Source organism: Mesorhizobium sp. Root554, assembly GCF_001427025.1.
Lineage (GTDB): Bacteria > Pseudomonadota > Alphaproteobacteria > Rhizobiales > Rhizobiaceae > Mesorhizobium.
Window position 1 is genome coordinate 2,220,338 of record NZ_LMGA01000001.1, and the last position, 21,756, is coordinate 2,242,093.

Here is a 21,756-nt window from a genome sequence, read left to right on the forward strand (position 1 = left end):
GCTGCGCTCTCTTCTCAATTGGGGCGGTTCGAGGATTTCGGCGCGAAGCGCGACAGGACCTGGATGACGGACATGCAGCCCCAGGTGATGACGAAGGCGATGATGGCGAGCGCCGCCGGTTCATAGGCGCGGTTTGCGCCTATGTTCTGCAGATACGGACCGAAGGCCGGCCGGTTCAGCAGGCTCGCCATGGTGAATTCGCCAAGGACGATGGCGAAGGTGAGGAATGCGCCCGACAGCACCGCGATCAGCACATTGGGCAGGATCACCTTGCCGATGATCGTCGTCCAGCCGGCGCCAAGGATCTGCGCCGCTTCCGTCAGCGTTTTGACGTCTATGGTCCGCAGGCCGGTATCGACAGCGCGGTACATATAGGGCAGCGCCAGCGTCGCATAGCCGATCACCAGCAGCGCGTTGGTGCCCGTGTTGCTGGCCAGGAACGGCAGCGGCGAGTTCGAGCCGTACATGCGGATATAGCCGAAGACGATGACGATGGCGGGAATGACCAGCGGTAAGAGCGTAATAAATTCCACGATCGGCCGCAGATGCGGCAGGCGAAGCCTGATCCAGTAAGCGGTTGGAACGACGATGAGGACGCCGAGGATGATGGTGAAGACCGCCGCGACGACCGAATAGCCGAACGTCGCCTGGAAACGCGGATCGCCAAGCACGATGGCATAGGCGTCGAACGAATAGGCGCCGCGCCGCATCCGCATCGAGAACTCGACGGTGGCGATCAGCGGGATGAAGAAATAGGCGGCGCCGAGGATGAACGTGACCCAGGCCCAAAAGCGTCCCGTTTTCATTTCAGCCACCGCTCGGACCGGGTCCGGAACCAGATGTAGAAGATGTTGGCGAGGCCGGTGATGAAGATCATGCCGAAAGCGATCGCGTAGCCGAGATGGGCGTTGTGCAGCACGTCGCCGCGTATCTGCGCATAAAGCAGGATCGGCACGATGTTGAGCGACGAGCCGGTCAGCGCATAGGCGGTGGCGATGGCGCCGAACGCATTGGCGAACAACAGGATCACCGTGCCAAGGAAGCTTGGCCAGATCACCGGAATGACCACCATGCGCCAGTATTGCGCCTGCGTGGCGCCCAGCGTCGCTGCGGCCTCGCCCCACTCCTTCTTCAAGCCGTCAATGGCCGGCACGATGATGACCACCATCAGCGGTATCTGGAAATAGACATAGGTGAGAGTCAGGCCCCAGAAGGACAGGATGTTGAAGCCATAGGCATAGATGTTGATGCCGAACACGGTGTTGAGCAGCACTGTGGCGAGGCCGAGCCGGCCGAGCGTCGCCAGGAAGGCGAAGGCCAGCGGCACGCCGGCGAAGTTCGAGGCGACGCCGGAAAAGGTCAGGGTCGCCGAGCGGATCCAGTTCGGCAGTCCGCCGCGCACGATGGCGATGGCGATCGCCAGGCCGGCGAAAGCGCCGATCAGCGAGGACGCCAGGCTGACCTTGATGGAAATCCAGTAGGCGGCGACGATGGAGGGCTGCGACAGCGCCGCCAGGTTCTCCAGCGTGAACTCGCCGGCTTCATTCTGGAACGCGCCCAGGATGAGATAGGCGGTCGGCAGGATGAGGAACATAAGGCTGAAGATGACGAACGGCGCAATGCCCAGCCAATGGGTCGGCAGCCGCATGCTCCCCGCCTTCACCGGCGGCGCGCTGTTGCCGGCAATGGCCGGATCGGAAACACCGATATCTGTCATCAGACGCCCATCATGAAAAAGACCGGGCGGCATTGCCGCCGCCCGGTCGGATCAGCCTTTTACTGGACGTTGGCGCCGACAGCCGTATCCCAATTCTTGGTGATCGTTTCCTTGGCTGCGCCCTGCTCCTCGAGCGAGGGGAACACCGCCTTTTCGTAGGAGGCCGCCGGCGGCAGCTTGTCGAGCAGATCCTGCGGGATCTTGCCGCTCTTGGCCAGGTCGTTGAAGCGGATTGGGTGGCAATAGCCCTTCAACCAGCCAATCTGGCCCTCGTCGGAATAGAGATATTCCATCCACAGCTTGGCTGCGTTCGGGTGCGGCGCGTAGGCGCTGATCGCCTGCACGTAGACGCCGGCAACGACGCCTGTCGTCGGGATGACGATCTCCGTCGGCGGGTTGCCGTTCAGCGTGTCGCGGCCCGACAGATTGTTATAATCCCAGTTGATCAGGATCGGCGTCTGGCCCTGCGCCAGCGTCGCCGGCTTGCCGATGACCGGCACGAAATTGCCGGCGGCGTTCAGCGCCTTGAAGAACTCGAGACCGGCGGTGCCGGCGGCTTCACCGGCTGCCGCGCCCTTAGACAGGCCGGCGGCATAGACCGCCTGGATCGCCTGGTTGGATGCGCGCGGATCGCCTGCCAGCGCAACGGCGTTGGCATATTCCGGCTTCAGCAGATCGGCCCAGTCGGCCGGCGGGTTCGGCACGAGGTCCTTGTTCACCATGAAGGAGAGCACGCCGTAATAGTCGCCATACCAGAAGCCTTCCGCATCCTTGGCACTGTCGGGGATCGAGTCCCAGGTCGACACCTTGTAGGGCTGGATCAGGCCGTCCTTCTTGGCCGAAGGGCCGAAGGACAGGCCGACGTCGATGACGTCCGGCGCCTGCGGACCCTTGTTGTCCTTGTTGGCCTTGATTGCCTCGATCTCGTCGCCGGAGCCGGCGTCGGGGTTGAGTTCGTTGACGGTTATCTCCGGATACTTCTTCTTGAAGCCGTCGATGACGGCGCCGTAACCGCACCAGTCATGCGGCAGCGCGATGGTGGTGAGCTGCCCCTCCTTCTTCGCCGCGGCAACCAGTTCGTCCATGGATTGCGCCGAGGAAATAGCCGATGTCGCCATGAGAGCGACAGCCGTGAGGGAAAGTATCTTTCCCGTGAATTTGAACATCTTGTTCTCTCCGTTGAACTGACGCCGTGGGACGCCTCCGGCCCAATGCGGTATCCCTGTTTTATGACAGTCCGATGAAGCGCGGACTGCGCTCCGCGCCTCGAAGGCAGGAAGTAAACTCTTTTTGCCGCAACCCCGCAATCAGCCGGTGCGGATCATTTTCCGGCTAAGCGTTTTTGGTGCCCTCTCCTCTCATTTTCGTTCCCCTTGCTTGTTGTTTTTATCGCAAGTCGGCAGGCATGCTCGCAACTGGACCGGCTGCCTCCTATGCCGTCCCCGACATCGCATCTTCCAATAGCGACAGCGCCGCTTTCTTGGTGAGCTTCACAGGATTGCCGCCGGCGGTCGGGTCGACCACCGCCATGTCGGCGATCAGCGCCTTGCGCTTCCTGTCCATATCCAGGCCCTTGATGAGGCCCGGCAGCGCATGCGGCACCTTGAGGTCCTTGCGCAGCTTGATCACCGCCTTGGCGAAACCGTCGAACCCGCCCTTGATGCCGCAATAGGCGGCAAGCCGATCGATCTTGCCCTCGACCGCATCGCGATTGAAGGCCAGCACATAGGGCATGAACACGGCATTGGTCATGCCGTGATGCGTGTCGTATAGCGCACCCACGGGATGCGACAGCGAATGGATGGCGCCCAGGCCCTTCTGGAAAGCGGCCGCACCCATGGCGGCTGCGCTCATCATGTGCGCGCGGGCGACAAGATCCCTGCCGTTGGCGAAAGCCTTGGGAAGGTTCTCGAACACCAGCCTGATGCCTTCGACGGCAATGCCGTCGGCCATCGGATGATAGCCGGGCGCACAATAGGCTTCGAGACAATGCGCGAAGGCGTCCATGCCGGTACCGGCGGTGATGAAGGCCGGCATGCCGGTGGTCAGTTCAGGGTCGGCGATGACGATGGCCGGCAAAAGCTTCGGATGGAAGATCACCTTCTTGGTGTGCGTGGCCTCGTTGGTGATGACCCCGGCGCGGCCGACCTCCGAGCCTGTGCCGGCGGTGGTCGGCACGGCGATGATCGGCGCGATGGCGTCGGCATTGGCGCGCGTCCACCAGTCGCCGACGTCCTCGAAATCCCAGACCGGCCGCGTCTGCCCGGCCTGGAAGGCGATCAGCTTGCCGAGGTCGAGCGCCGACCCGCCGCCGAAGGCGACGACGCCGTCATGCTTGCCCTTCTTGAAAGCCGCGATGCCGGCGGTGAGGTTCGATTCCACCGGGTTCGGCTTGACCTCGGAGAAGACGCCATACGGAACCTTGGCATCGTCGAGGATTTTCAACGTCGAGGCGACCACCGGCAGCTTAGCCAGGCCCGGATCGGTGACGAAAAGCGGCCGCTTGATACCCGTCGTGGCAAGCACGTCCGGCAATTCCTTGATCCGGCCGGCGCCGAAGCGAACGGTGGTCGGGTAGTTCCACTTGGAGACGAGGGTGGTCATTTCTGATTGCCTATGGAGGTGTTAATTGACGAAAGTGTTGGCGACGCGGCGGGAGACCCGCATGTACGGTATCCAGATCGCCGCCAGGACGATGCTGCGGACGAGTTCCCGCATTGTATCGGCGTCGAGCAAGGCCTGTCCCGCCGCCGCCAGAACGTCGCCGAAGAAAATCTGCGCGGCGGCTATGTCCAAAATGATGAAGGCGAGCCCGACTGCCGCCCACACGATGAACCAGCGCGGGAAAGACGCGCTTTTCCTGAACAAGAGCACAAGCAGCGCGATGGGCATGACCAGCAGGACAATCGCATTGCCGATGAATTCGACAACGATGAAAGCGATCTGGCCACGGGTCAATTGATCCATCGACTGCAGCATTTCGCCATAGCTGGCCAGATGAAAAATGCCCCGCAGCGGGGTGGCCACGAGGCCGAGGACCGGCAGGATCAGCCAACCGCCAATGCCCGAAGGACCGTCCGCGCTGGTCTGCACCGAAGCCTGCATATCCGTCATGTCCGCGCCCCCTTGATCCTGCGCTAGATCACTTCCCGCAGATGATAGCTCTTCGGCCTCGTCAGATTGTCATAGCCGATGGCCGAAAGCGCCGCACCCTTTCCGGTATCCTTGACCCCCGTCCACACCAGCGCCGGATCGAGATAATCGCAGCGGTTCATGAACACGGTGCCGGTCTCGACGCGGTCGCCGATGGCAATCGCGTGCTCGGTGTCGCGCGTCCAGATCGAGGCGGTCAGCCCATAGGGGCTGTCGTTCATCAGCGCGATGGCCTCCTCGTCGTTGCGCACCTTCATGATGCCGACGATGGGGCCGAAACTTTCCTCGCGCATGACGCTCATCTGGTGATCGACATTGGTCAGCACCTCGGCCGGCAGGTAGGGCGAGCCGGCGCTGTCGCGCTCGTCGCTTGTGTTCAGGTGCGCGGCCGCCCCCTTGCGCAGCGCTTCGGCCTTCTGCTCGCGGATCAGGTCGGCGAAGCGCGCCTGCGCCATCGGCCCCATCGTTGTGTCCTGCTCGAGCGGATTGCCGAGGCGGTAGCCCTTCGTCTCCTCGATGAAACCGCCGACAAAATCGTCATAAACCTTCTCGTGCACATAGACGCGCTCGATGCCGCAGCAGCATTGCCCGGAATTGAAAAACGCGCCCTCGACCAGGTTGGGGATGGCGTGGTCCAGCTTGGCGTCGGCCAGCACATAGGCCGGGTCCTTGCCGCCAAGTTCGAGACCGAGCGTCATGAACGTGCCCGCCGCCGCCTTTTCGATGGCCCGTCCGCCGGCCACCGAGCCGGTGAAATTGACATGGTCGATCTTGCCTGAGCCGAGAAGTCTCTCCGTCTGCGCATGGTTGAGCACGAGATTCTGGAAGACGTGCTTCGGCAGGCCGGCCATTTCGAACGCCGTGGCGAAACGTTCACCGACCAGCAGCGTCTGCGCCGCGTGCTTGAGGATGACGGTCGAACCGGCGATCAGCGCCGGCACGATGGTGTTGACGGCAGTGAGATAAGGATAATTCCATGGCGCAATGACCATGACGACGCCGAGCGGCTCCTTCTTCACATAGCGGCGGAAGCCGTCTTTCGGATTGGAGGCCATCACCGGCTTCAGCGCCTGTTCGGCGATCTCGACCATGTATTGCGTGCGTTCCTTGACGCCGCTGAACTCGCCGCCATAGCGCACCGGCCGGCCCATCTGCCAGGCCAGCTCCGGCACGATCTCGTCGCTCATGCCGACCAGCGCTTCCAGCATTTTCAGCATATAGGCTGCACGCTCCGCGACCGGCGTCTTCGCCCAGTCCGCCTGCGCCGCCCGCGCCCGCTCGACTGCGGCATTCACCGCCTGATCGGTGGCGACAGGCCGTTCCGCGTAGACCGAGCCGTCGATGGGCGATTTGAGCTTGATGGTTTCCAAAATTTCGAACTCCACTTCACTTCACAGCGGCGCAGATGGCTGCATCCGCTTTTAATATCGCTCGAATCCCCGATGCAGTTCCCAATCCGTAATGCGCCGGTCGTATTCGAACTGCTCCCAGCGCGCGGTATGGACATAATGTTCCACCACATCGTCGCCGAACGCCTGCTTGAACATCTTCGATTTGGCGAAGGCGTCGGTGGCGTCGCGCAGCGTCTTCGGGATTTCAGGAAGCTTGGCAGCCTGATACGCGTCGCCGACGAACGGCTTCTGCAACTCCAGCTTTTCGTCGATGCCGGCCAGCCCCGCCGCGATGAGCGCGGCAAAAGCGAGATAGGGGTTCAGATCGGCGCCGCCGATGCGGCATTCCATGCGGATGCCTTTCGTCCCCTCCCCGCACAGGCGGAAACCGGCGGTGCGGTTGTCCTCGCTCCACATGATCTTGGTCGGCGCGAAGGTGCCGGCCTGGAAGCGCTTGTAGGAGTTGATGTAGGGCGCCAGCAGCAGCGTGAACTCCCTGGCGTATTTGAGCTGGCCAGCCGCCCATTGCTGGCCGAGCGACGACAGCGTCCAGTCGGCTTTTTTGTCGAAGAATAGCGGCGTCTTGCCGTCGGCGCTCCACAGCGAATTGTGGATATGGCTGGAGCTGCCGGCCAGGCCGTAATTATACTTGGCCATGAAGGAAATGGCCTTGCCCTCTGATGCGGCGATCTCCTTGGCGCCGTTCTTCAGGATCACATGCCGGTCGGCCATTTCCAGCGCCTCGGCATAGCGGACGTTGATCTCTTCCTGGCCAGGGCCCCATTCGCCCTTGGAATTTTCGACGGGAATGCCGGCAGCCTCCATCTCGTTGCGCAGGCGGCGCATCACGCCTTCCTCGTTCGAAGTCAGATGGATGACGTAATCCTGGATATGCGGGGAAGCGGTATCGAGGCCCTGCCAGTGCTTGCCGCGCGCCGAGGCATAGGTCTCGTCGAACAGGTAGAATTCGAGTTCGGAGGCGAAATAGCCGAGGTAGCCACGCTCCCGCAGCCGCGCCACCTGGCGTTTCAGGATGGCGCGCGGCGAATGCGGCAGGTCGCCATGCGTGTGATGATCGAGCACGTCGCACAGCACCAGCGCCGTCTTCTCCAGCCAGGGCACACGCCGTAGAGTGGCGAGGTCCGGCTTCATGACGAAATCGCCATAGCCCTTCGACCAGCTTGCCGCCTTGTAGCCGGGCACCGGCTCCATATCGATGTCGTTGGCAAGCAGGTAGTTGCAGCCATGCGTCTCGTCATGGGCGGATTCGACGAAATACCTCGCCAGGAAGCGCTTGCCGATAAGCCGGCCCTGCAGATCGACGGCGCAGGCCAGCACGGTATCGATTTCCCCGGACTCCACCGCCTTCTTCAGTTGTTCGAACGAGAAATTCACGGCCATTCTTTGTGCCCCGGCTTTGTTACTGACAAAAGAGGAACATGGCCGGCCGCGCGCCGGCCATGTTCTGCTGGCTGACCTCAGCGGCCTGTTTCGCCCACCGCCTGCTCGGCGGCCTTGATGGCAGCCTGGCGCGCGGCGACGATGTCCCCGATCGGCGGTCCCTGGAAACGGCGCTTTTCAAAGCCGAACCAGATAATCGCCGTAAGGATGAAGAAGCCGACGGTGATGTAGAGAGCCCAGTCGTTCGGCGGCTGGATTCCGATGATGAAGATCAGGACCATCGAGATCAACGATAGCACCGCGAACAGGGTGAAGACGCCGCGACCCATGTTCCACGGACCCATCTTGTCCCATTTTGGCGTGCCCCATGCCATCAGGCCCAGCACGATAGGCACTGTAAATGACAGGAACAGGAAGATGACCGTGCAAGAAACCACGATCGTATAGGCCGAGGTTCCCGCCACCGATACCAGCGACGAACCCCAGACGAACAGCACTGAAAGCACAGCCGCCGTCCAGATCGCCGCCACAGGCGTACGGTATTTCGGGCTGACCTTGGCCAGCGCGTTCGATGCTGGAAGACCGCCATCACGCGAGAAGGCGAAAATCATGCGCGAAGCCGACGTCACGGTGGCCAGGCCGCACAAAAGCTGCGCCAGGAACACGACGATGTAGACGAACTCCTTGATGCCCGGATTGACCTGCTGGTCGAATGCCCAGAAGAACACGTTCCAGCCCTGCTTCGCAGCCTCGTCCATGTTAGGGATCATCAGCACGAAGGACGCCAGGAAGAGATAGCCGAACAAGGCTGACCAGATCACCGACATGACCATCGCGCGCGGCACCGAACTCGCCGCCTTCAAGGTCTCCTCGGACGTATGGGCAGAGGCATCGTAGCCGGTGATGGTGTAGATCGGCAACAGCAGGCCAAGCGCGAACACCCACCAGCTCGACACCGCCGGCCAGACGTTGCCGCCCGGCTCGCCGGAATAGTTGGTGAAGGTGAACAGGCGGCCGATGTCCCAGCTTTCGGCAGAGACCAGGCAGACCACCGCGATCAGGATCGCGCCGAAAAAGATCAGATAGCCCGAGAAATCGGTCAGCTTGGCGGTCAGCTTGATGCCGAGATGATTGATCAGCGCCTGACCGCCAGTGATGATGATCAGGAAGATCGTCTGCGTGGTGATGGTGTTCTCGATACCGAGCGATGCCCCGAACGCGCCGACGAAAAACGTCCAGGTGCCGACATTGATCGCGCCCAGCACGGTGATCAGGCCGAGCAGGTTGAGCCACGCCGTGACCCAGCCCGTGCCGCGGTTGCCGAGGATCGAACCCCAGTGGTAGAGACCGCCGGCCGTGGGATAGGCGGAGCTGATCTGCGACATGGCCACGGCAAAGGTCAGCGAGACGAAGCAGCCGACCAGCCAGCCGATTCCGATGCCGATACCGCCGGCGCCGGAGGTGGCCTGCGCCAGCGAGTTGATGCCGCCCGAAAGAATGCAGATGATCGAAAAAGAGACCGCGAAATTCGAAAAGCGGCTCAGCCGCCGCTCCAGTTCCTGGGCATAGCCCATGCTGTGGAGGACCTTGATGTCCTCGCTCTTGTCGACTTCAGTATAGCCCGGTGCTGCCATTTTGATGTCCCCTGTTGGATTCTATCCGGTTGGTTTAACCGGCAGTATTGCTGTACCTGATCTGGGGTATCCTGCTTTCCGGTGTCAGCCTGGCGAAAATCCCTGCCAGCGCCGTCACCCATTTGATTTGCCCGGCTTCGTTCCGGATCTCGTCGTTGCGGATTTCGATCATCGCGCACGGCAGCCCGCGCGGACGCGCGTGCTTTTCCAGCGTGAAATAAACCCGGTCTGCCGGCGAATAGGGTTCGTTGACACCGACAGTTATGCCCGGCAACGCCTCGAGCGCCGCGATCAAGGGCGCGGCCAAACGCGCGTCCTCGTCATGGATGATGCCGATATGCCATGGCCGATGGACGCCCTTGTAGACCGGCGTGAACGAATGCACCGAGACCAGCCATGAGGCGAGCCCGGCGTCATCGCGGTCTTCGAGAACCGCGTCGATTGCATCGTGGAAAGGCGTCCAGCAGCGCGCGATCCGCGCCTTTCGCTCCGCGGCTGAAAGGCCCTTGTTGCCTGGAACGGGCGTCGTCTCGCTGACTTCGCTGATCAGGTCCGGCGCATCGAGCGGGCGGTTGCAGTCCAGCACCAGCCGGGAGATACGGGTTTCGATCAGCGCTGTATCGAGGCGGCTGGAAATGCCGTGAGCCACCGCCAGCGCGCCCGGATCCCAGGCGATGTGTTCCGACAGTTCGGTTTGCGAAAGGCCAAGTGCGCCATATTCGGGCGGCACGAAATTCGAGGCGTGGTCGCAGGTCAGCACGAGCGGGCTCGTTCCGGCGGGGTTCGTCACCCGCACGGACTCCGATGCGACAAGGCTGGCCCGCCGTGCTGTCTCCATCGTTTTGCCGTCCCCGTAAGCGCGTATCGTATGGTACGTATTTTCTCGCATTGCGCTTGCGTGGATGATTTCATACAGATTGTTGGACATTGTCAAACGCCATTTCGTGCCAACGCACAGCGTTGACCGTGTACGGGCGAGAAAGCAGCAGAATGACAACGAGCATTGCCGAAACGATCGCCGACAGGCTGGACACCATGCCGGCCGGCGAGCGGCGCGCCGCGCATACGCTGATCGCCGGCTATCCGGTGGTCGGCCTCAAGACGGTCGCCGAATTCTCGCAGGCCGCCGGTGTCTCGTCCCCTACCATCCTGCGCTTCGTGGCGCGTCTCGGCTTCCAGAACTATCCGGAATTCCAGGCCGCCTTGCAGGATGAGCTCGCCGCCCAGCTCCAGTCGCCAGCGTCGCGCACGCACGGCAACCCGGCCACGCAGGACCGCACGTCGCCCATGCTGGAGGCGACGATCGAGAATCTGCGGCAGACATTCATGCACCTGTCGCAGAAGCAACTGGCGGCGATCGTCCAGACACTGTGCGATCCGCGCGGCAAGATGTTTCTGGTCGGCGGCCGCTTCACCGATCCGCTGGCCCGCTATATGGCCGCCCACCTTGCCATCGTGCGGCCCAATGTCTTTCATCTCGCCGGGCAGGAAAGCCTGTGGCGCGACCGGCTGATCGACATGGGCAAGCGCGACGTCCTGGTGGTCTTCGACATACGCCGCTACCAGGACAGCCTGCTGCGCTTTGCCGAGAAGGCGCACCACCGGGGCGTGCAGGTCGTCCTCTTCACCGACCAGTGGCTGTCGCCAATCGCCCGCCTTGCCCGCCACGTCGTTGCCGGCCGCACCGCCGTCCCTTCGCCGTGGGACTCCTCCGCCTCACTGATGATCGTCGCCGAAACGCTGATCGGCGCCGTCACCGCGAGGCTGGAGGACAGCAGCGCGCGCCGCATCGACGAGATGGAGAACCTGCGCTGAGGGATCGCTATCGGACGGAGGATGTTGAGATCTGAATATCGACAGCCCGAACCTTACGCAGATTTAATGTGCGTAAACGCGGGAGAATTGCCATAAAGGCCTGGTAACGACGTTGCTTCGTGCATGTCTAAGGTACGTTGCTGCGTCCTTCCGGGTCGGAGGAACCGGTAGGGTCAGGACGCACGTTTTCCTCACCGGAGCGCCGATGGCCACCTGGAAACAGATTGTACTCTCGCTGGCGATCCTGATCGTCGCGGCGGCGGCGCGGGTCGGGTTCTTTCCCGGCTCGCACGACGTGCTTGCCCGCTGGGGCATAGAATGGGCGCAAGCCTCGACGCCGAAGACCGCCGCGAGCGGCGAGGACACCGGCAATCGGCGCGGCAATCGCGGCGGCGGCGCACAGACGCCCGTCGTTACCGCGCAGGTCTCGACAGCCACCATCAACGACAAGCTCCAGGCCATCGGCACCGGCCGCGCCAAGGCGACCGTGACCGTCAATCCCTATGCCTCCGGCCGGCTGACCGAATTCCTCGTCCAGTCCGGCGCCCATGTCCAGGCTGGACAGGTCATTGCCAGGCTGGATTCCGAAACCGAGGAAATTGCGCTGGAGCGCGCCAAGGCGGCGCGCGACGACGCCAAGGCCAAGGTCGATCGCACGCGGTCGCTGCGCTCTTCCAATGCGGCGACCTCGGTGCAGTTAACCGATGCCGAGCTGGCGCTGCGCAACAACGAACTCAGCGTCCATGACGCGCAGGTCGCCTTCGACCGCCGTTCGGTGACCTCGCCGATTTCGGGCGTTGTCGGCATCCTGCCCATCGAGGCCGGCAACTACGTGACCAACCAGAGCGCCATCGCCACCATCGACGACCGCTCCAGCATCCTCGTCGATTTCTGGGTGCCGGAGCGCTTTGCCGCCGCCATCAAGATCGGCGCCATGATAAAAGCTTCGTCCCTGGCCAACCCCGGAAACGCCTTCGAAGGGGCCGTTTCTGCCATCGACAACCGCATTGACGAGAAAAGCCGCACGCTGTGGGTGCAGGCGACCATCGACAATCCGGCGGATTCGCTACGCGCCGGCATGTCCTTCCAGGTCACCATGCAATTCCCCGGCGACACCTATCCGGCGGTCAGCCCGCTGGCCATCCAGTGGGGTTCGGACGGCGCTTTCATCTGGACCGTCGAGGCCGGCAAGGCCAAGCGCGTGCCCGTCCGCATCATCCAGCGCAACACCGAGACGGTGCTGATCGACGCGCCCGTCGAAACCGGCGCGGTCGTCGTCACCGAGGGCGTCCAGAGCGTGCGCGAAGGCGGCGAGGTGCGCGTCGCCCGCGACGACCAGCGCCCGGCCAGCACCACCGGCTCGTGAGCTGAGCCCGGCGATGACCGAAACCGTCAACACCAGCGACAACAGCTTCACCGCGCTATTCATCCGCAGGCCGGTGCTGGCCTTCGTTCTGAACACGCTGATCGCCGTCGCCGGCCTTGCCGCCTTCTATGGCGTCGAGATCCGCGAACTGCCCGATGTCGACCGCGCCGTCATCACCGTTTCGACCAATTTCGAAGGGGCCGCCGCCGAAACCATCGACCGCGAGCTGACCGGCACCATTGAGGGCGCGGTTGCCCGCGTCTCCGGCGTCAAGTCGATTTCCTCTTCCTCGTCATTCGGCTCCAGCCGCGTCACCATCGAGTTCAACGACGGTATCGACCTCAACGTCGCCGCCTCGGACGTGCGCGATGCGGTCAGCCGCGTCGCCAATCAGATTCCGGACGACGCGGACGCACCGCGCATCGTCAAGGCGGACGCCAATTCCGACGCCGTGATGCGCCTGGCCGTAACCTCCGATTCCATGGCCGTCGAAGATATGTCCATCCTGGTCGAGGACCAGATCGAGGATGAGCTTGCCGCCGTTCCCGGCGTCGCCGACGTCCAGGTCTATGGCGACCGCGACAAGATCTTCCTCATTGACGTCGACCAGGGCAAGCTGGCCAGCCTGGGCTATACGGTTGCCGACCTGCGCACCGCGCTGGCCTCCGTCGCCTTCGACACGCCGGCCGGTTCGATCACCACGACCAACCAGAACCTCATCGTCCGCACCACCGCCGATGTCACCACGCCGGAGGAGTTCGAGGCCATCGTCATCGGCGGCACGACCCGCATCGGCGACGTCGCCACCGTGACGCTGGGCGGCGACATCAACCAGTCGACATTGCGCTCCGACGGCAAGGTCGGCATCGGCATCGGCATCGTGCGCGCCGCCGAATCCAACACGCTCGACATTTCGGAAGGTGTGAAGGCCGCCGTCGCCAACATTCAGAAGACGCTGCCCAAGGGCATGTCGATCAAGATCACCAGCGACGACGCCGTCTTCGTCAACGGCGCCGTGCACGAGGTCGAGATCGCGCTGTCGCTGTCAGTCTCCATCGTTCTGATCGTCATCTTCCTCTTCCTGCTGGACTGGCGCGCCACGCTCATCCCCGCCTTTTCCATGCCGGTCGCCATGATCGGCACCATCGCGGCGATCTATCTCGCCGGCTTCTCCATCAACATCCTCACCCTGCTGGCGCTGGTGCTCGCCACGGGTCTGGTGGTCGACGACGCCATCGTGGTGCTGGAAAACATCGTGCGAAGGCGCAACGAGGGCATGGGACCCCGCGCCGCCGCCGTGCTGGGTACCCAGGAAGTCTTCTTTGCCGTCATCGCCACCACCGCGACGCTGGTGGCGGTGTTTGTGCCGATCTCGTTCCTGCCCGGCCAGACCGGCGGCCTGTTTCGTGAATTCGGCTTCGTGCTGGCCATGTCTGTCATCCTCTCTTGCGTGGTCGCGCTGACGCTCTGCCCCATGCTCGCCTCGCGCATGCTGTCGCAGGCCTCCCTGCACCATGAAGAGCGTGGCGGAATTGTCGGCAAGGTCGGCGGCGGTCTCGTTTCCGCCTATCGCCGCATCCTGCACATCTGCCTCGATGCACCCGTCATCGTGCTTTTGATCGCCGTGCTCTTCGCCGGTGTCGCCTTTAGCCTATTCGGCACCATCCGGCAGGAACTGACGCCGACCGAAGACCGCGCCACGGTGTTGCTCCGCATCAGCGCGCCGCAAGGCGTCAGCCTCGATTACACGACCTCGCAGATGCGCCGCATCGAGGAACTGATCCAGCCGCTGCGCGATTCCGGCGAGATCGAAAGCACGTTCGAGAGCGCCGGCTTCGGCGGCAACTACAATTCCGGCTTCATGGTGATGACGCTGGCGCCGTGGGACCAGCGCAGCCGCAGCCAGCAGCAGATCACCCAGCAGATAACCCAACTCGTTCGCCAGGTGCCAAGCGTGCGCGTCTTCCCGGCGCAGCCGAACAGTCTCGGCATTCGCGGCGCCGGCAACGGCCTGCAGTTCGCGCTGGTCGGCAACGACCGGGCGGCGCTCTCCACCGCCGCCGGCAAGATCATCGACGAAATGCAGAAGGACCCCCGCTTCCAGCAGCCGCGCCTGTCGGTCGACCCGACGCAGCCGCAGCTTGCCGTGGCGATCGACCGCGCCCGCGCCTCCGACCTCGGCATCGACATTACCGGTCTCGCCAACACGCTTCAGGCGATGCTCGACGGCAACAAGGTCGGCGACGTCTATATCGGCGACCGCAGCTTCGATGTGAAGCTGGTCTCGACCACCAACCCGATCAACGATCCGACCGACCTGGAAAACGTCTTCCTCAAGACCGCGGACGGCCGTTATGTGCCGATGTCAACCATCGCGACGCTGACCGAGCGCGCCGTGCCCCCCTCGCTGACGCGCGAGCAGCAGCAGCCTTCGGTGGCGATCACCTCGACGCTGAGCGGCGACTTCGCGCTGGGCGACGCTTTGACGGAAGCGCAGCGCATCGCCACGCCGCTGTTGCCGGCGGGCTCGCGGCTGGTGCCGCTGGCGGAGGCCGCGACGCTCGGTGAAACCAACAGCGGCATGATCACCATCTTCGGCTTCGCGCTGGTCATCATCCTGCTGGTGTTGGCGGCGCAGTTCGAAAGCTTCGTTTCCGCCGTCATCATCATGGCGACGGTGCCGCTGGGCCTCGCCTGCGCCATCTTCGCGCTGATCCTCACCGGCACCAGCCTCAACGCCTACAGCCAGATCGGCCTCGTGCTGCTTGTCGGCGTCATGGCCAAGAACGGCATCCTGATCGTCGAATTCGCCAACCAGCTGCGCGACCGCGGGCTCGGCGTGCGCGAATCGATCGAGCAGGCAGCCAACATCCGCCTGCGACCGGTGATGATGACGATGATCTGCACCGTGCTCGGCGGCCTGCCGCTGGTGATGGCGAGCGGCGCCGGCGCTGAGGCCCGCATAGCGCTTGGCTGGGTCATCGTCGGCGGTCTCGGCCTGGCGACGGTTTCCACCCTGTTCCTGACGCCGGTCGCCTATCTGCTGCTCGGCCGCTTCGTCACGCCGAAGACGCATGAGGAAAGCCGCCTCAAGCGCGAGTTGGAAGAAGCGGCCTATGCCAATGTCGAACCGGCGGAATAGCCGGCGCGACTGAAGCCCGCATTTTTACCATCCCACGAGATAAGCGGCCTCGTCGTCTACCTTTCCATAAACGCCCCCCGCACCGGGTGACATCGGCGCCATCACGCTCTATGTGTGCCGCCGTTGAGAGATGACGGCCTCTGGCCGTCGGTGCGGGAGACGACCGGGTGGAAGCGATCCGACTTGACGCATTGCTGGCAAGCGTCGGCGCCGAGGTCGGCGTATCGCCCTGGCGCGTCGTCACGCAGACCATGATCGACCAGTTCGCCGATGCGACCGACGACCACCAGTTCATCCATTGCGATCCGGCACGCGCTGCGAAAGAAACGCCGTTCGGCGGCACCATCGCCCATGGTTTTCTCACCCTTTCGCTGCTCTCGGCCATGACGTTCGAAACGCTGCCGCCGCTCGAGAACGGCAAGATGGGCGTCAACCAGGGCTTCGACCAAATCCGCTTCCTGGCTCCGGTCAAGACCGGCGCACGCATCCGCGCCCGCTTCGTCCTTGCCGAGGTGAAGGCGCGGCCGTCCGGCTGGGTGCAGGCGACGCACGACGTGACGATCGAGATCGAAGGCAGCAAGAAGCCGGCGCTCACCGCCCGCTGGCTGACCCTGACCTTCGTCGAACCGGAAACGGCGGAACCCGCTGCGTCCTGATACGGCAAGCCATTCCCGAGCTTCCGGCCACCTGCTGCACGAGCTTCCCCTGCGACATCTTGTCGTCGGAAGTACGGCGTATATATTCTGACCGCAGAGAACGAGAAAGGCAGCCGCATTGGCGCTGACCGTACAAAAACGCCGCGAACAGCATAAGGCGGCCCTGCGATCCGACCTTTTGGCCGCGGCCCACAAGCTTGTCCAGGAAGAAGGTTACGAGGGGCTGACCATCCGCAAGCTGGCGCAGCGCGTCGGCTATGCACCGATGTCGGTCTATTCCTATTTCGCCGACAAGCAGGACATCCTCTTCGCGCTCGCCGAAGATGCTTTCGAAATATTGGCGCGGCGCATCGAGGAGCATCAATCCGACGATCCGATGGAATCGCTGCGCGCCGTGATGACCGAATACGCCGCCTTCGGCCTCGGTAATCCCAACGAGTACCGCACCGTTTTCATGACCGAGAAGCTGAAGGCGCCGGAAGGCCGCAGCTTCCAGGAGATGGAGAATGGCAACCCGGCCATGAATGTGCTGATCGACCGCGTCGAGGCCTGCGTCGCAGCCGGCAAGCTCAAGGGCGATCCGCGCGCCATCGCCACCATGTTGTGGGCGGTAGGCCACGGCACCATATCGCTGCTGATCACCTTTCCGTTCTATCCCTTCGGCGATCCGCAAGCCTTCGTGCGCCGCATGTGCGACTTCACCATCGCCGGCCTGGCCGACAAGGAAGTCGAACCCCTGAGCGACCAGCCCGCAAACTGCTGAATTGCGCCGCGAAAGCCGATTAAGGACGGGTGCCTCCTTCGAGGCTCGCCCATAGAATATCGTACCCACTCAGGCCCCGTGCCAGCGGTCTCGTTCATATCGATCGAGCCCTTGGAGACACGTGATCAGAAAAATTATTCGTACATGTACATTTTCTGACTTGAACTTCTCCATCGGCAGGCGTACATGAACGCCATACCGTACATGTACGGAAAGAATTTGCCCCGGAGAAAGACCATGAAGAAGACCGTTCTTGCCATTGCTGCCCTGGCTGCCTTCACTGGCGCCGCCTTTGCCGGCGAGCCTGTCCAGACCACGCAGCCCACCGCCTGCATCCAGACCAATGCGAATGTGAAACTGGATTGCGTCTCGACCGGCTCGGTCGAAGCCAGGCATTCCGCCGTGAACCCCGGCTCAGCCGAAGCCAAGACCCCTCGCCTCGGTATCGAGGTGAACCCCTGGATCATGCCGAGCAGCTTCTGATCGGCTTAAACTGCCGCTTAAAGCGCGCAGCGCGGACCCTGAAATACCAAAGGCGGTGAGGGAAACCTCGCCGCCTTTGGTCATTGGGCGCTATTTCTTCCGCCTTTTCATACCGGCAACATTCTTCGGCGTGCCGGGTTTGAAGGGTGCGCCGGGAATGGCCGTCGCCGTGATCGAGACCGGATCGCTGGCCGGGAACGTGTCTTCCAGCCCCTCGTCCAGTTCCGCGAGCATATCCGGATGACGGCGTTCGTCCTCGAGTGATTTCACCGCCGATGTCTTGCCCGGCTTGCCGGATTTCGGTGAGGCAGCCATGTCGTGTCTCCGTGGCGAACGGCCTGCCGCGCAGCCTTTCAGGCTGCCGCGTCCCGCATCGCCTCCTGCAGGAAAGTAAAGACATAGTCGCTGAAGGAACGCCAGCATTCGACGCGGAATGCATCCTGCGCCGTCCGCAAAAGCACGATCTCGGCTTTGCCCAGGACCGTTCGCGAGCAGGCCCCCACCGGAAAAACAGCAAGCGACAGATCCTGCGGGCAGCCGGCGTTCAGCGTCGCTTCCGCCGCCGGCCCGGCCACGGCCACCGCCACATTGCGGTGCGAGATGCCGACCGCCGAATGCAGCGCCGAAACCTTGGCGCAATCGGCGAGCGGGTCTTTGCCGGCCTCGTCGATCACCAGCCATTCATCTGGTCCCAGCCACAGCGCCGCGCGTTTTCCCTTGGCCGCTGAGGTCTTGGGTGTCTGTGGCAAAGTCAGGCCCAACGCCTTCGACAAGGCCGCGCGCGATGCTTCGGACCCGCGCAACGAGATGCGTTCGGCGGGCGGCAAAACGGTGACAGATACACCGGTCGCCGAAGCCTCCTGACCAGCAAGGGCCGGACGGCGTTCGGCGCCGTCAGTCTTCACTACTGCCTGCTTTTTCACGGGCGCCCTAGCCATTCAACCGCCCTCCCGTCTCGTCGAAGAACACCGTGCCTGACACCTCCACCTCGATGACGCCGTCCGGCATCGGCACATGGAGCGTTTCGCCCATCCTGTCCCGTCCGCCTGCGAGCAGCGCCAGCGCGATAGAGCGGCCGCAATTCTCCGACCAGTAGCTTGAGGTCACATGCCCGATCATCTTCATCGGGATCGGCTGCTTCGGATCGGCGACGATCTGCGCCCCCTCCTCCAGCACAATTTTCGGGTCCTTTGTCCTCAGCCCGACAAGCTGCTTGCGGCCCTTGGCCACGAGGTCAGGCCGCGTCAGGCCGCGAATGCCGACGAAATCGGTTTTCTTCTTGCCAACCGCCCAGTCGAGGCCGGCGTCGTTCGGCGTCACCGTGCCGTCCGTATCCTGGCCGACGATGATGTAGCCCTTTTCGGCGCGCAGCACATGCATGGTCTCCGTGCCGTAGGCGCAGGCGCCGTGCTTCTGGCCCTCGACCCACAGCGCTTCCCATACGGCCTCGCCATAATCCGCGGGGACGTTGACCTCGAAGCCGCGTTCGCCCGAGAACGACATGCGGAACAGCCGCGTCGGCACGCCGCAAATCTTTCCCTCGCGCACCGACATATGCGGCATCGCCTCGTCCGCCATGTCGATGCCCTCGACCAGCGGCGCGATGATCTCCCGGCTCTTTGGACCCTGTACGGCGATCACCGCCCATTGCTCGGTGGTCGAGGTCAGCCAGACGTTCAGATGCGGGAATTCCGTCTGGAGATAGTCTTCCATGTGGTTCATGACGCGCGGCGCGCCGCCGGTCGTCGTCGTCACATGGAAGCGGTCGGCGCTGAGCCGTCCGACCACGCCGTCATCATAGATGAAGCCGTCCTCGCGCAGCATGATGCCATAGCGGCAGCGGCCTGGCTCCAGCTTCTCCCATGGGTTGGTGTAGAGAAGTTCCATGAATTTCGCGGCGTCCGGCCCGACAACTTCGATCTTGCCGAGCGTCGAGGCGTCGAACAGGCCGGCGGATTTGCGCACCGTCACGCATTCACGATCGACGGCCTTGTGCATATCCTCGCCGGCTTGCGGAAAATACCAGGCGCGTTTCCACTGGCCGACATCCTCGAACACCGCGCCGTTCCGCTCGGCCCAGGGGTGGATGGCAGTGCGCCGCGTCGGCTCGAACAGCGGCCCGCGCGCATGGTTGACGATGGCGCCGAACGTCACCGGCGTGTAGGGCGCGCGGAAGGTCGTCAGCCCGACTTCCGGGATCGTCTTGCCGAGCTCGTCGGCGGCGATGGCAAGGCCATGCATGTTCGACGTCTTGCCCTGGTCGGTCGCCATGCCGTTGGTCGTGAAGCGCTTGACGTGCTCGATCGAGCGCATGCCCTCATGCACGGCCTGGCGGATATCCTTGGCGGTGACATCGTTCTGGAAATCGACGAAGGCCTTGACGGTGGTGCCGGGTCCGGCGCCGGGCGCTGCGCCAACCATGCCGCGCGACCAGCCTTCGCTGGCTTCGACTTTGGGTTTGGCCGGCTTTTCCGACTTCCCGGCGGCCGCACCGCCCCTCGCCTCGCGCGCCGCTTTGGTTCCGGCGGCATAAGCTTCATCAATCGATGCGGCGAGCCCGTCCGTACCGTTGCAGGCGCCGACAGAGACGCAGTCCTGCGCATAGGTGCCGGGCAGGAAGCGCTTCACCTCGTCGTTGAACACAACCTTGCCACGTGACTGCGAGAACAGGTGAACCGACGGTGTCCAGCCCGCCGACATCAAAAGCGCATCGACCGCAATGGTGCGTTCGCCGCCGCCAGTGCGCCGCTGCACGGTCATGGATGAGACGCGCAGCCTGCCACCGGTTCGCACCACCGCGCGGCCGTCGTGGATTTCAATGCCGGCGGCGCGAGCCCGGTCGACCAGCTCGCCGGCCGGGTTGTCGCGCAGATCGACGATGGCCGCGATAGCGATGCCGGCGGCTTTCAGGTCCAGAGCCGCCGCATAGGCGGAATCATTGGCGGTAAAAATCCCGACATTTTTGCCGACGGCAACGCCGTAATGGTTGAGATAGGTCCGCGCAGCCGAGGCCAGCATGACGCCCGGCCGGTCATTGTCGGTGAAAACCATGTGCCGCTCGATCGAGCCGGTGGCGAGAACAACCTTTTTGGCGCGTACCTGCCAGAGCCGCTCGCGCGGCAGGTCACGGCCGGGAGCCGCGAGGTGGTCGCTGACACGCTCGGTCAGGCCGATGAAATTCTGCGCATAGTAGCCGAATGCCGTGGTGCGCGAGAGCACCCGCACGTTCGGCATCGTCTTGAGACGCGCGACCACACCCTGCGCCCAGCTCCAGCCATCCTGCCCTTCGATCCTGGCGCCGCTCTCGAACCGCAGCGCACCACCCAGTTCAGCCTGCTCATCGGCAATGACGACACGCACACCGCTCTCAGCCGCCGCCAGCGCCGCAGCCAGTCCGGCCGCGCCGCCGCCCAGCACCAGCACATCGCAATGGGCGAAGCGCGAGGAATAATGGTCCGGGTCCGGCTGGTCCGGCGCAACGCCGAGGCCGGCAGCGGCGCGGATCTTCGGTTCGTACAGATTCTTCCACGCCGCCTTCGGCCACATGAAGGTCTTGTAGTAGAAGCCGGCGGAAAAGAATGGCGAGGCCATATCGTTCACCGCGCCGACATCGAAGGAAAGCGACGGCCAGCGGTTCTGCGAATGCGCCGTGAGCCCGTCATAGAGCTCCTGCACCGTCGCCCGCACATTCGGCGTCGTGCGCGCGGCATCGCGCACGATCTGCACCAGCGCATTGGGCTCTTCCGCGCCGGCCGAAAGAATGCCGCGCGGGCGGTGATACTTGAACGACCGGCCGGTGAGATGCACGCCGTTGGCCAACAGCGCCGAAGCCAGCGTGTCGCCCTCGACGCCAGCATAGGACTGGCCGTCGAATGTGAAGCTCGCCGCCTTGGCATGGCTGAAGCGGCCCGCGCCGGGGATGCGGTAGGAAGCGGTCATTATTTCCCCACCTTCGGCAATCTCGCCGGTTTCTTCTCGCCGGCCTTGTAGGTCATGACGAACCGGTCGGTGACGGTATCGCGCACGGCGTTGAAGAAGCGCGCGCAGCCATGGATATGCCGCCAGCGCTCATAAATGATGCCCTTGGGGTTCGAGCGGATGAAGAAGAACGCCTCGAAATCCTCGTCGCTTGTCGCGGTCATCTCCGACGAACGCACGACATGTGCTTCGCCGGCGTTGCGGAACTCGAGTTCCGGGCGCTCTTCCTCGCAATAGGGACAGCGGATCAGGAGCAT

General features: G+C 63.5%; 19 protein-coding genes. 6 read left to right on the top strand and 13 right to left on the bottom strand.

Annotated features, from left to right (window positions below):
* Positions 1–14: 14 nt before the first annotated feature.
* The 9 genes from ASD44_RS10820 to ASD44_RS10860 all read right to left on the bottom strand — a co-directional run bounded on the left by ASD44_RS10820 (position 15) and on the right by ASD44_RS10860 (position 10,134).
* Positions 15–806: an ABC transporter permease gene (locus tag ASD44_RS10820; RefSeq protein WP_056111561.1), complete on the bottom strand. Its 792-nt coding sequence runs from the start codon at positions 804–806 to the stop codon at positions 15–17.
* Positions 803–1,717 (bottom strand): ABC transporter permease subunit, encoded by a 915-nt coding sequence (locus tag ASD44_RS10825; RefSeq protein ID WP_056111563.1) that lies wholly within the window; start codon positions 1,715–1,717, stop codon positions 803–805. Before ASD44_RS10825 ends, ASD44_RS10820 begins: the two co-directional genes overlap by 4 nt.
* Positions 1,718–1,776: 59 nt before the next feature.
* On the bottom strand, positions 1,777–2,883 hold the full coding sequence (locus ASD44_RS10830) for an ABC transporter substrate-binding protein (protein WP_056111566.1): 1,107 nt from the start codon (positions 2,881–2,883) through the stop codon (positions 1,777–1,779).
* Positions 2,884–3,148: 265 nt separating this feature from the next.
* The gene (locus ASD44_RS10835; RefSeq protein ID WP_056111569.1) at positions 3,149–4,321 is read right to left on the bottom strand and encodes an iron-containing alcohol dehydrogenase; all 1,173 of its coding nucleotides are present in this window, start codon (positions 4,319–4,321) and stop codon (positions 3,149–3,151) included.
* A gap of 21 nt (positions 4,322–4,342) precedes the next feature.
* On the bottom strand, positions 4,343–4,831 hold the full coding sequence (locus tag ASD44_RS10840; RefSeq protein WP_056111572.1) for a DUF2569 domain-containing protein: 489 nt from the start codon (positions 4,829–4,831) through the stop codon (positions 4,343–4,345).
* A gap of 23 nt (positions 4,832–4,854) precedes the next feature.
* Positions 4,855–6,243 (bottom strand): aldehyde dehydrogenase family protein, encoded by a 1,389-nt coding sequence (locus tag ASD44_RS10845; protein ID WP_056115923.1) that lies wholly within the window; start codon positions 6,241–6,243, stop codon positions 4,855–4,857.
* A 48-nt stretch (positions 6,244–6,291) separates the two neighbouring features.
* The gene (locus tag ASD44_RS10850) at positions 6,292–7,662 is read right to left on the bottom strand and encodes a glutamine synthetase family protein (RefSeq protein WP_056111575.1); all 1,371 of its coding nucleotides are present in this window, start codon (positions 7,660–7,662) and stop codon (positions 6,292–6,294) included.
* A gap of 77 nt (positions 7,663–7,739) precedes the next feature.
* Positions 7,740–9,296, bottom strand: a complete 1,557-nt coding sequence (locus ASD44_RS10855) for an amino acid permease (protein WP_056111578.1) — start codon at positions 9,294–9,296, stop codon at positions 7,740–7,742.
* Between the two features lie 34 nt (positions 9,297–9,330).
* A complete protein-coding gene (locus ASD44_RS10860; protein WP_056115926.1) occupies positions 9,331–10,134 on the bottom strand; it encodes an N-formylglutamate amidohydrolase in 804 nt (267 codons plus the stop codon).
* Positions 10,135–10,286: 152 nt separating this feature from the next.
* Between ASD44_RS10860 and ASD44_RS10865 the strand changes: the two genes are divergently transcribed.
* The 6 genes from ASD44_RS10865 to ASD44_RS10890 all read left to right on the top strand — a co-directional run bounded on the left by ASD44_RS10865 (position 10,287) and on the right by ASD44_RS10890 (position 17,521).
* On the top strand, positions 10,287–11,111 hold the full coding sequence (locus ASD44_RS10865; protein ID WP_056111580.1) for a MurR/RpiR family transcriptional regulator: 825 nt from the start codon (positions 10,287–10,289) through the stop codon (positions 11,109–11,111).
* Positions 11,112–11,316: 205 nt separating this feature from the next.
* Positions 11,317–12,477, top strand: coding sequence for an efflux RND transporter periplasmic adaptor subunit (locus ASD44_RS10870; protein ID WP_056111583.1), 1,161 nt, complete (start codon positions 11,317–11,319; stop codon positions 12,475–12,477).
* 13 nt (positions 12,478–12,490) lie between these two features.
* The gene (locus ASD44_RS10875; protein ID WP_056111586.1) at positions 12,491–15,619 is read left to right on the top strand and encodes an efflux RND transporter permease subunit; all 3,129 of its coding nucleotides are present in this window, start codon (positions 12,491–12,493) and stop codon (positions 15,617–15,619) included.
* A 167-nt stretch (positions 15,620–15,786) separates the two neighbouring features.
* Entirely contained in the window at positions 15,787–16,275 is a 489-nt protein-coding gene (locus ASD44_RS10880) for a MaoC family dehydratase (RefSeq protein ID WP_056111588.1), read from the top strand.
* Positions 16,276–16,393: 118 nt separating this feature from the next.
* On the top strand, positions 16,394–17,038 hold the full coding sequence (locus tag ASD44_RS10885) for a TetR/AcrR family transcriptional regulator (protein ID WP_056111591.1): 645 nt from the start codon (positions 16,394–16,396) through the stop codon (positions 17,036–17,038).
* A gap of 237 nt (positions 17,039–17,275) precedes the next feature.
* Positions 17,276–17,521, top strand: a complete 246-nt coding sequence (locus ASD44_RS10890) for a hypothetical protein (RefSeq protein ID WP_056111594.1) — start codon at positions 17,276–17,278, stop codon at positions 17,519–17,521.
* A gap of 90 nt (positions 17,522–17,611) precedes the next feature.
* On the opposite strand, the gene ASD44_RS10895 is transcribed toward ASD44_RS10890, so the two are convergent.
* From ASD44_RS10895 to ASD44_RS10910, 4 genes are read right to left on the bottom strand one after another with little or no spacing between them, the layout of a single operon-like run.
* The gene (locus ASD44_RS10895) at positions 17,612–17,836 is read right to left on the bottom strand and encodes a hypothetical protein (protein WP_056111597.1); all 225 of its coding nucleotides are present in this window, start codon (positions 17,834–17,836) and stop codon (positions 17,612–17,614) included.
* A gap of 38 nt (positions 17,837–17,874) precedes the next feature.
* Positions 17,875–18,459: a sarcosine oxidase subunit gamma gene (locus tag ASD44_RS10900; protein WP_056111599.1), complete on the bottom strand. Its 585-nt coding sequence runs from the start codon at positions 18,457–18,459 to the stop codon at positions 17,875–17,877.
* Entirely contained in the window at positions 18,452–21,460 is a 3,009-nt protein-coding gene (locus ASD44_RS10905; RefSeq protein WP_056111602.1) for a sarcosine oxidase subunit alpha, read from the bottom strand. The genes ASD44_RS10900 and ASD44_RS10905 overlap by 8 nt, the downstream gene beginning before the upstream one ends.
* Positions 21,460–21,756 (bottom strand): sarcosine oxidase subunit delta, encoded by a 297-nt coding sequence (locus tag ASD44_RS10910; protein WP_056111604.1) that lies wholly within the window; start codon positions 21,754–21,756, stop codon positions 21,460–21,462. The genes ASD44_RS10905 and ASD44_RS10910 overlap by 1 nt, the downstream gene beginning before the upstream one ends.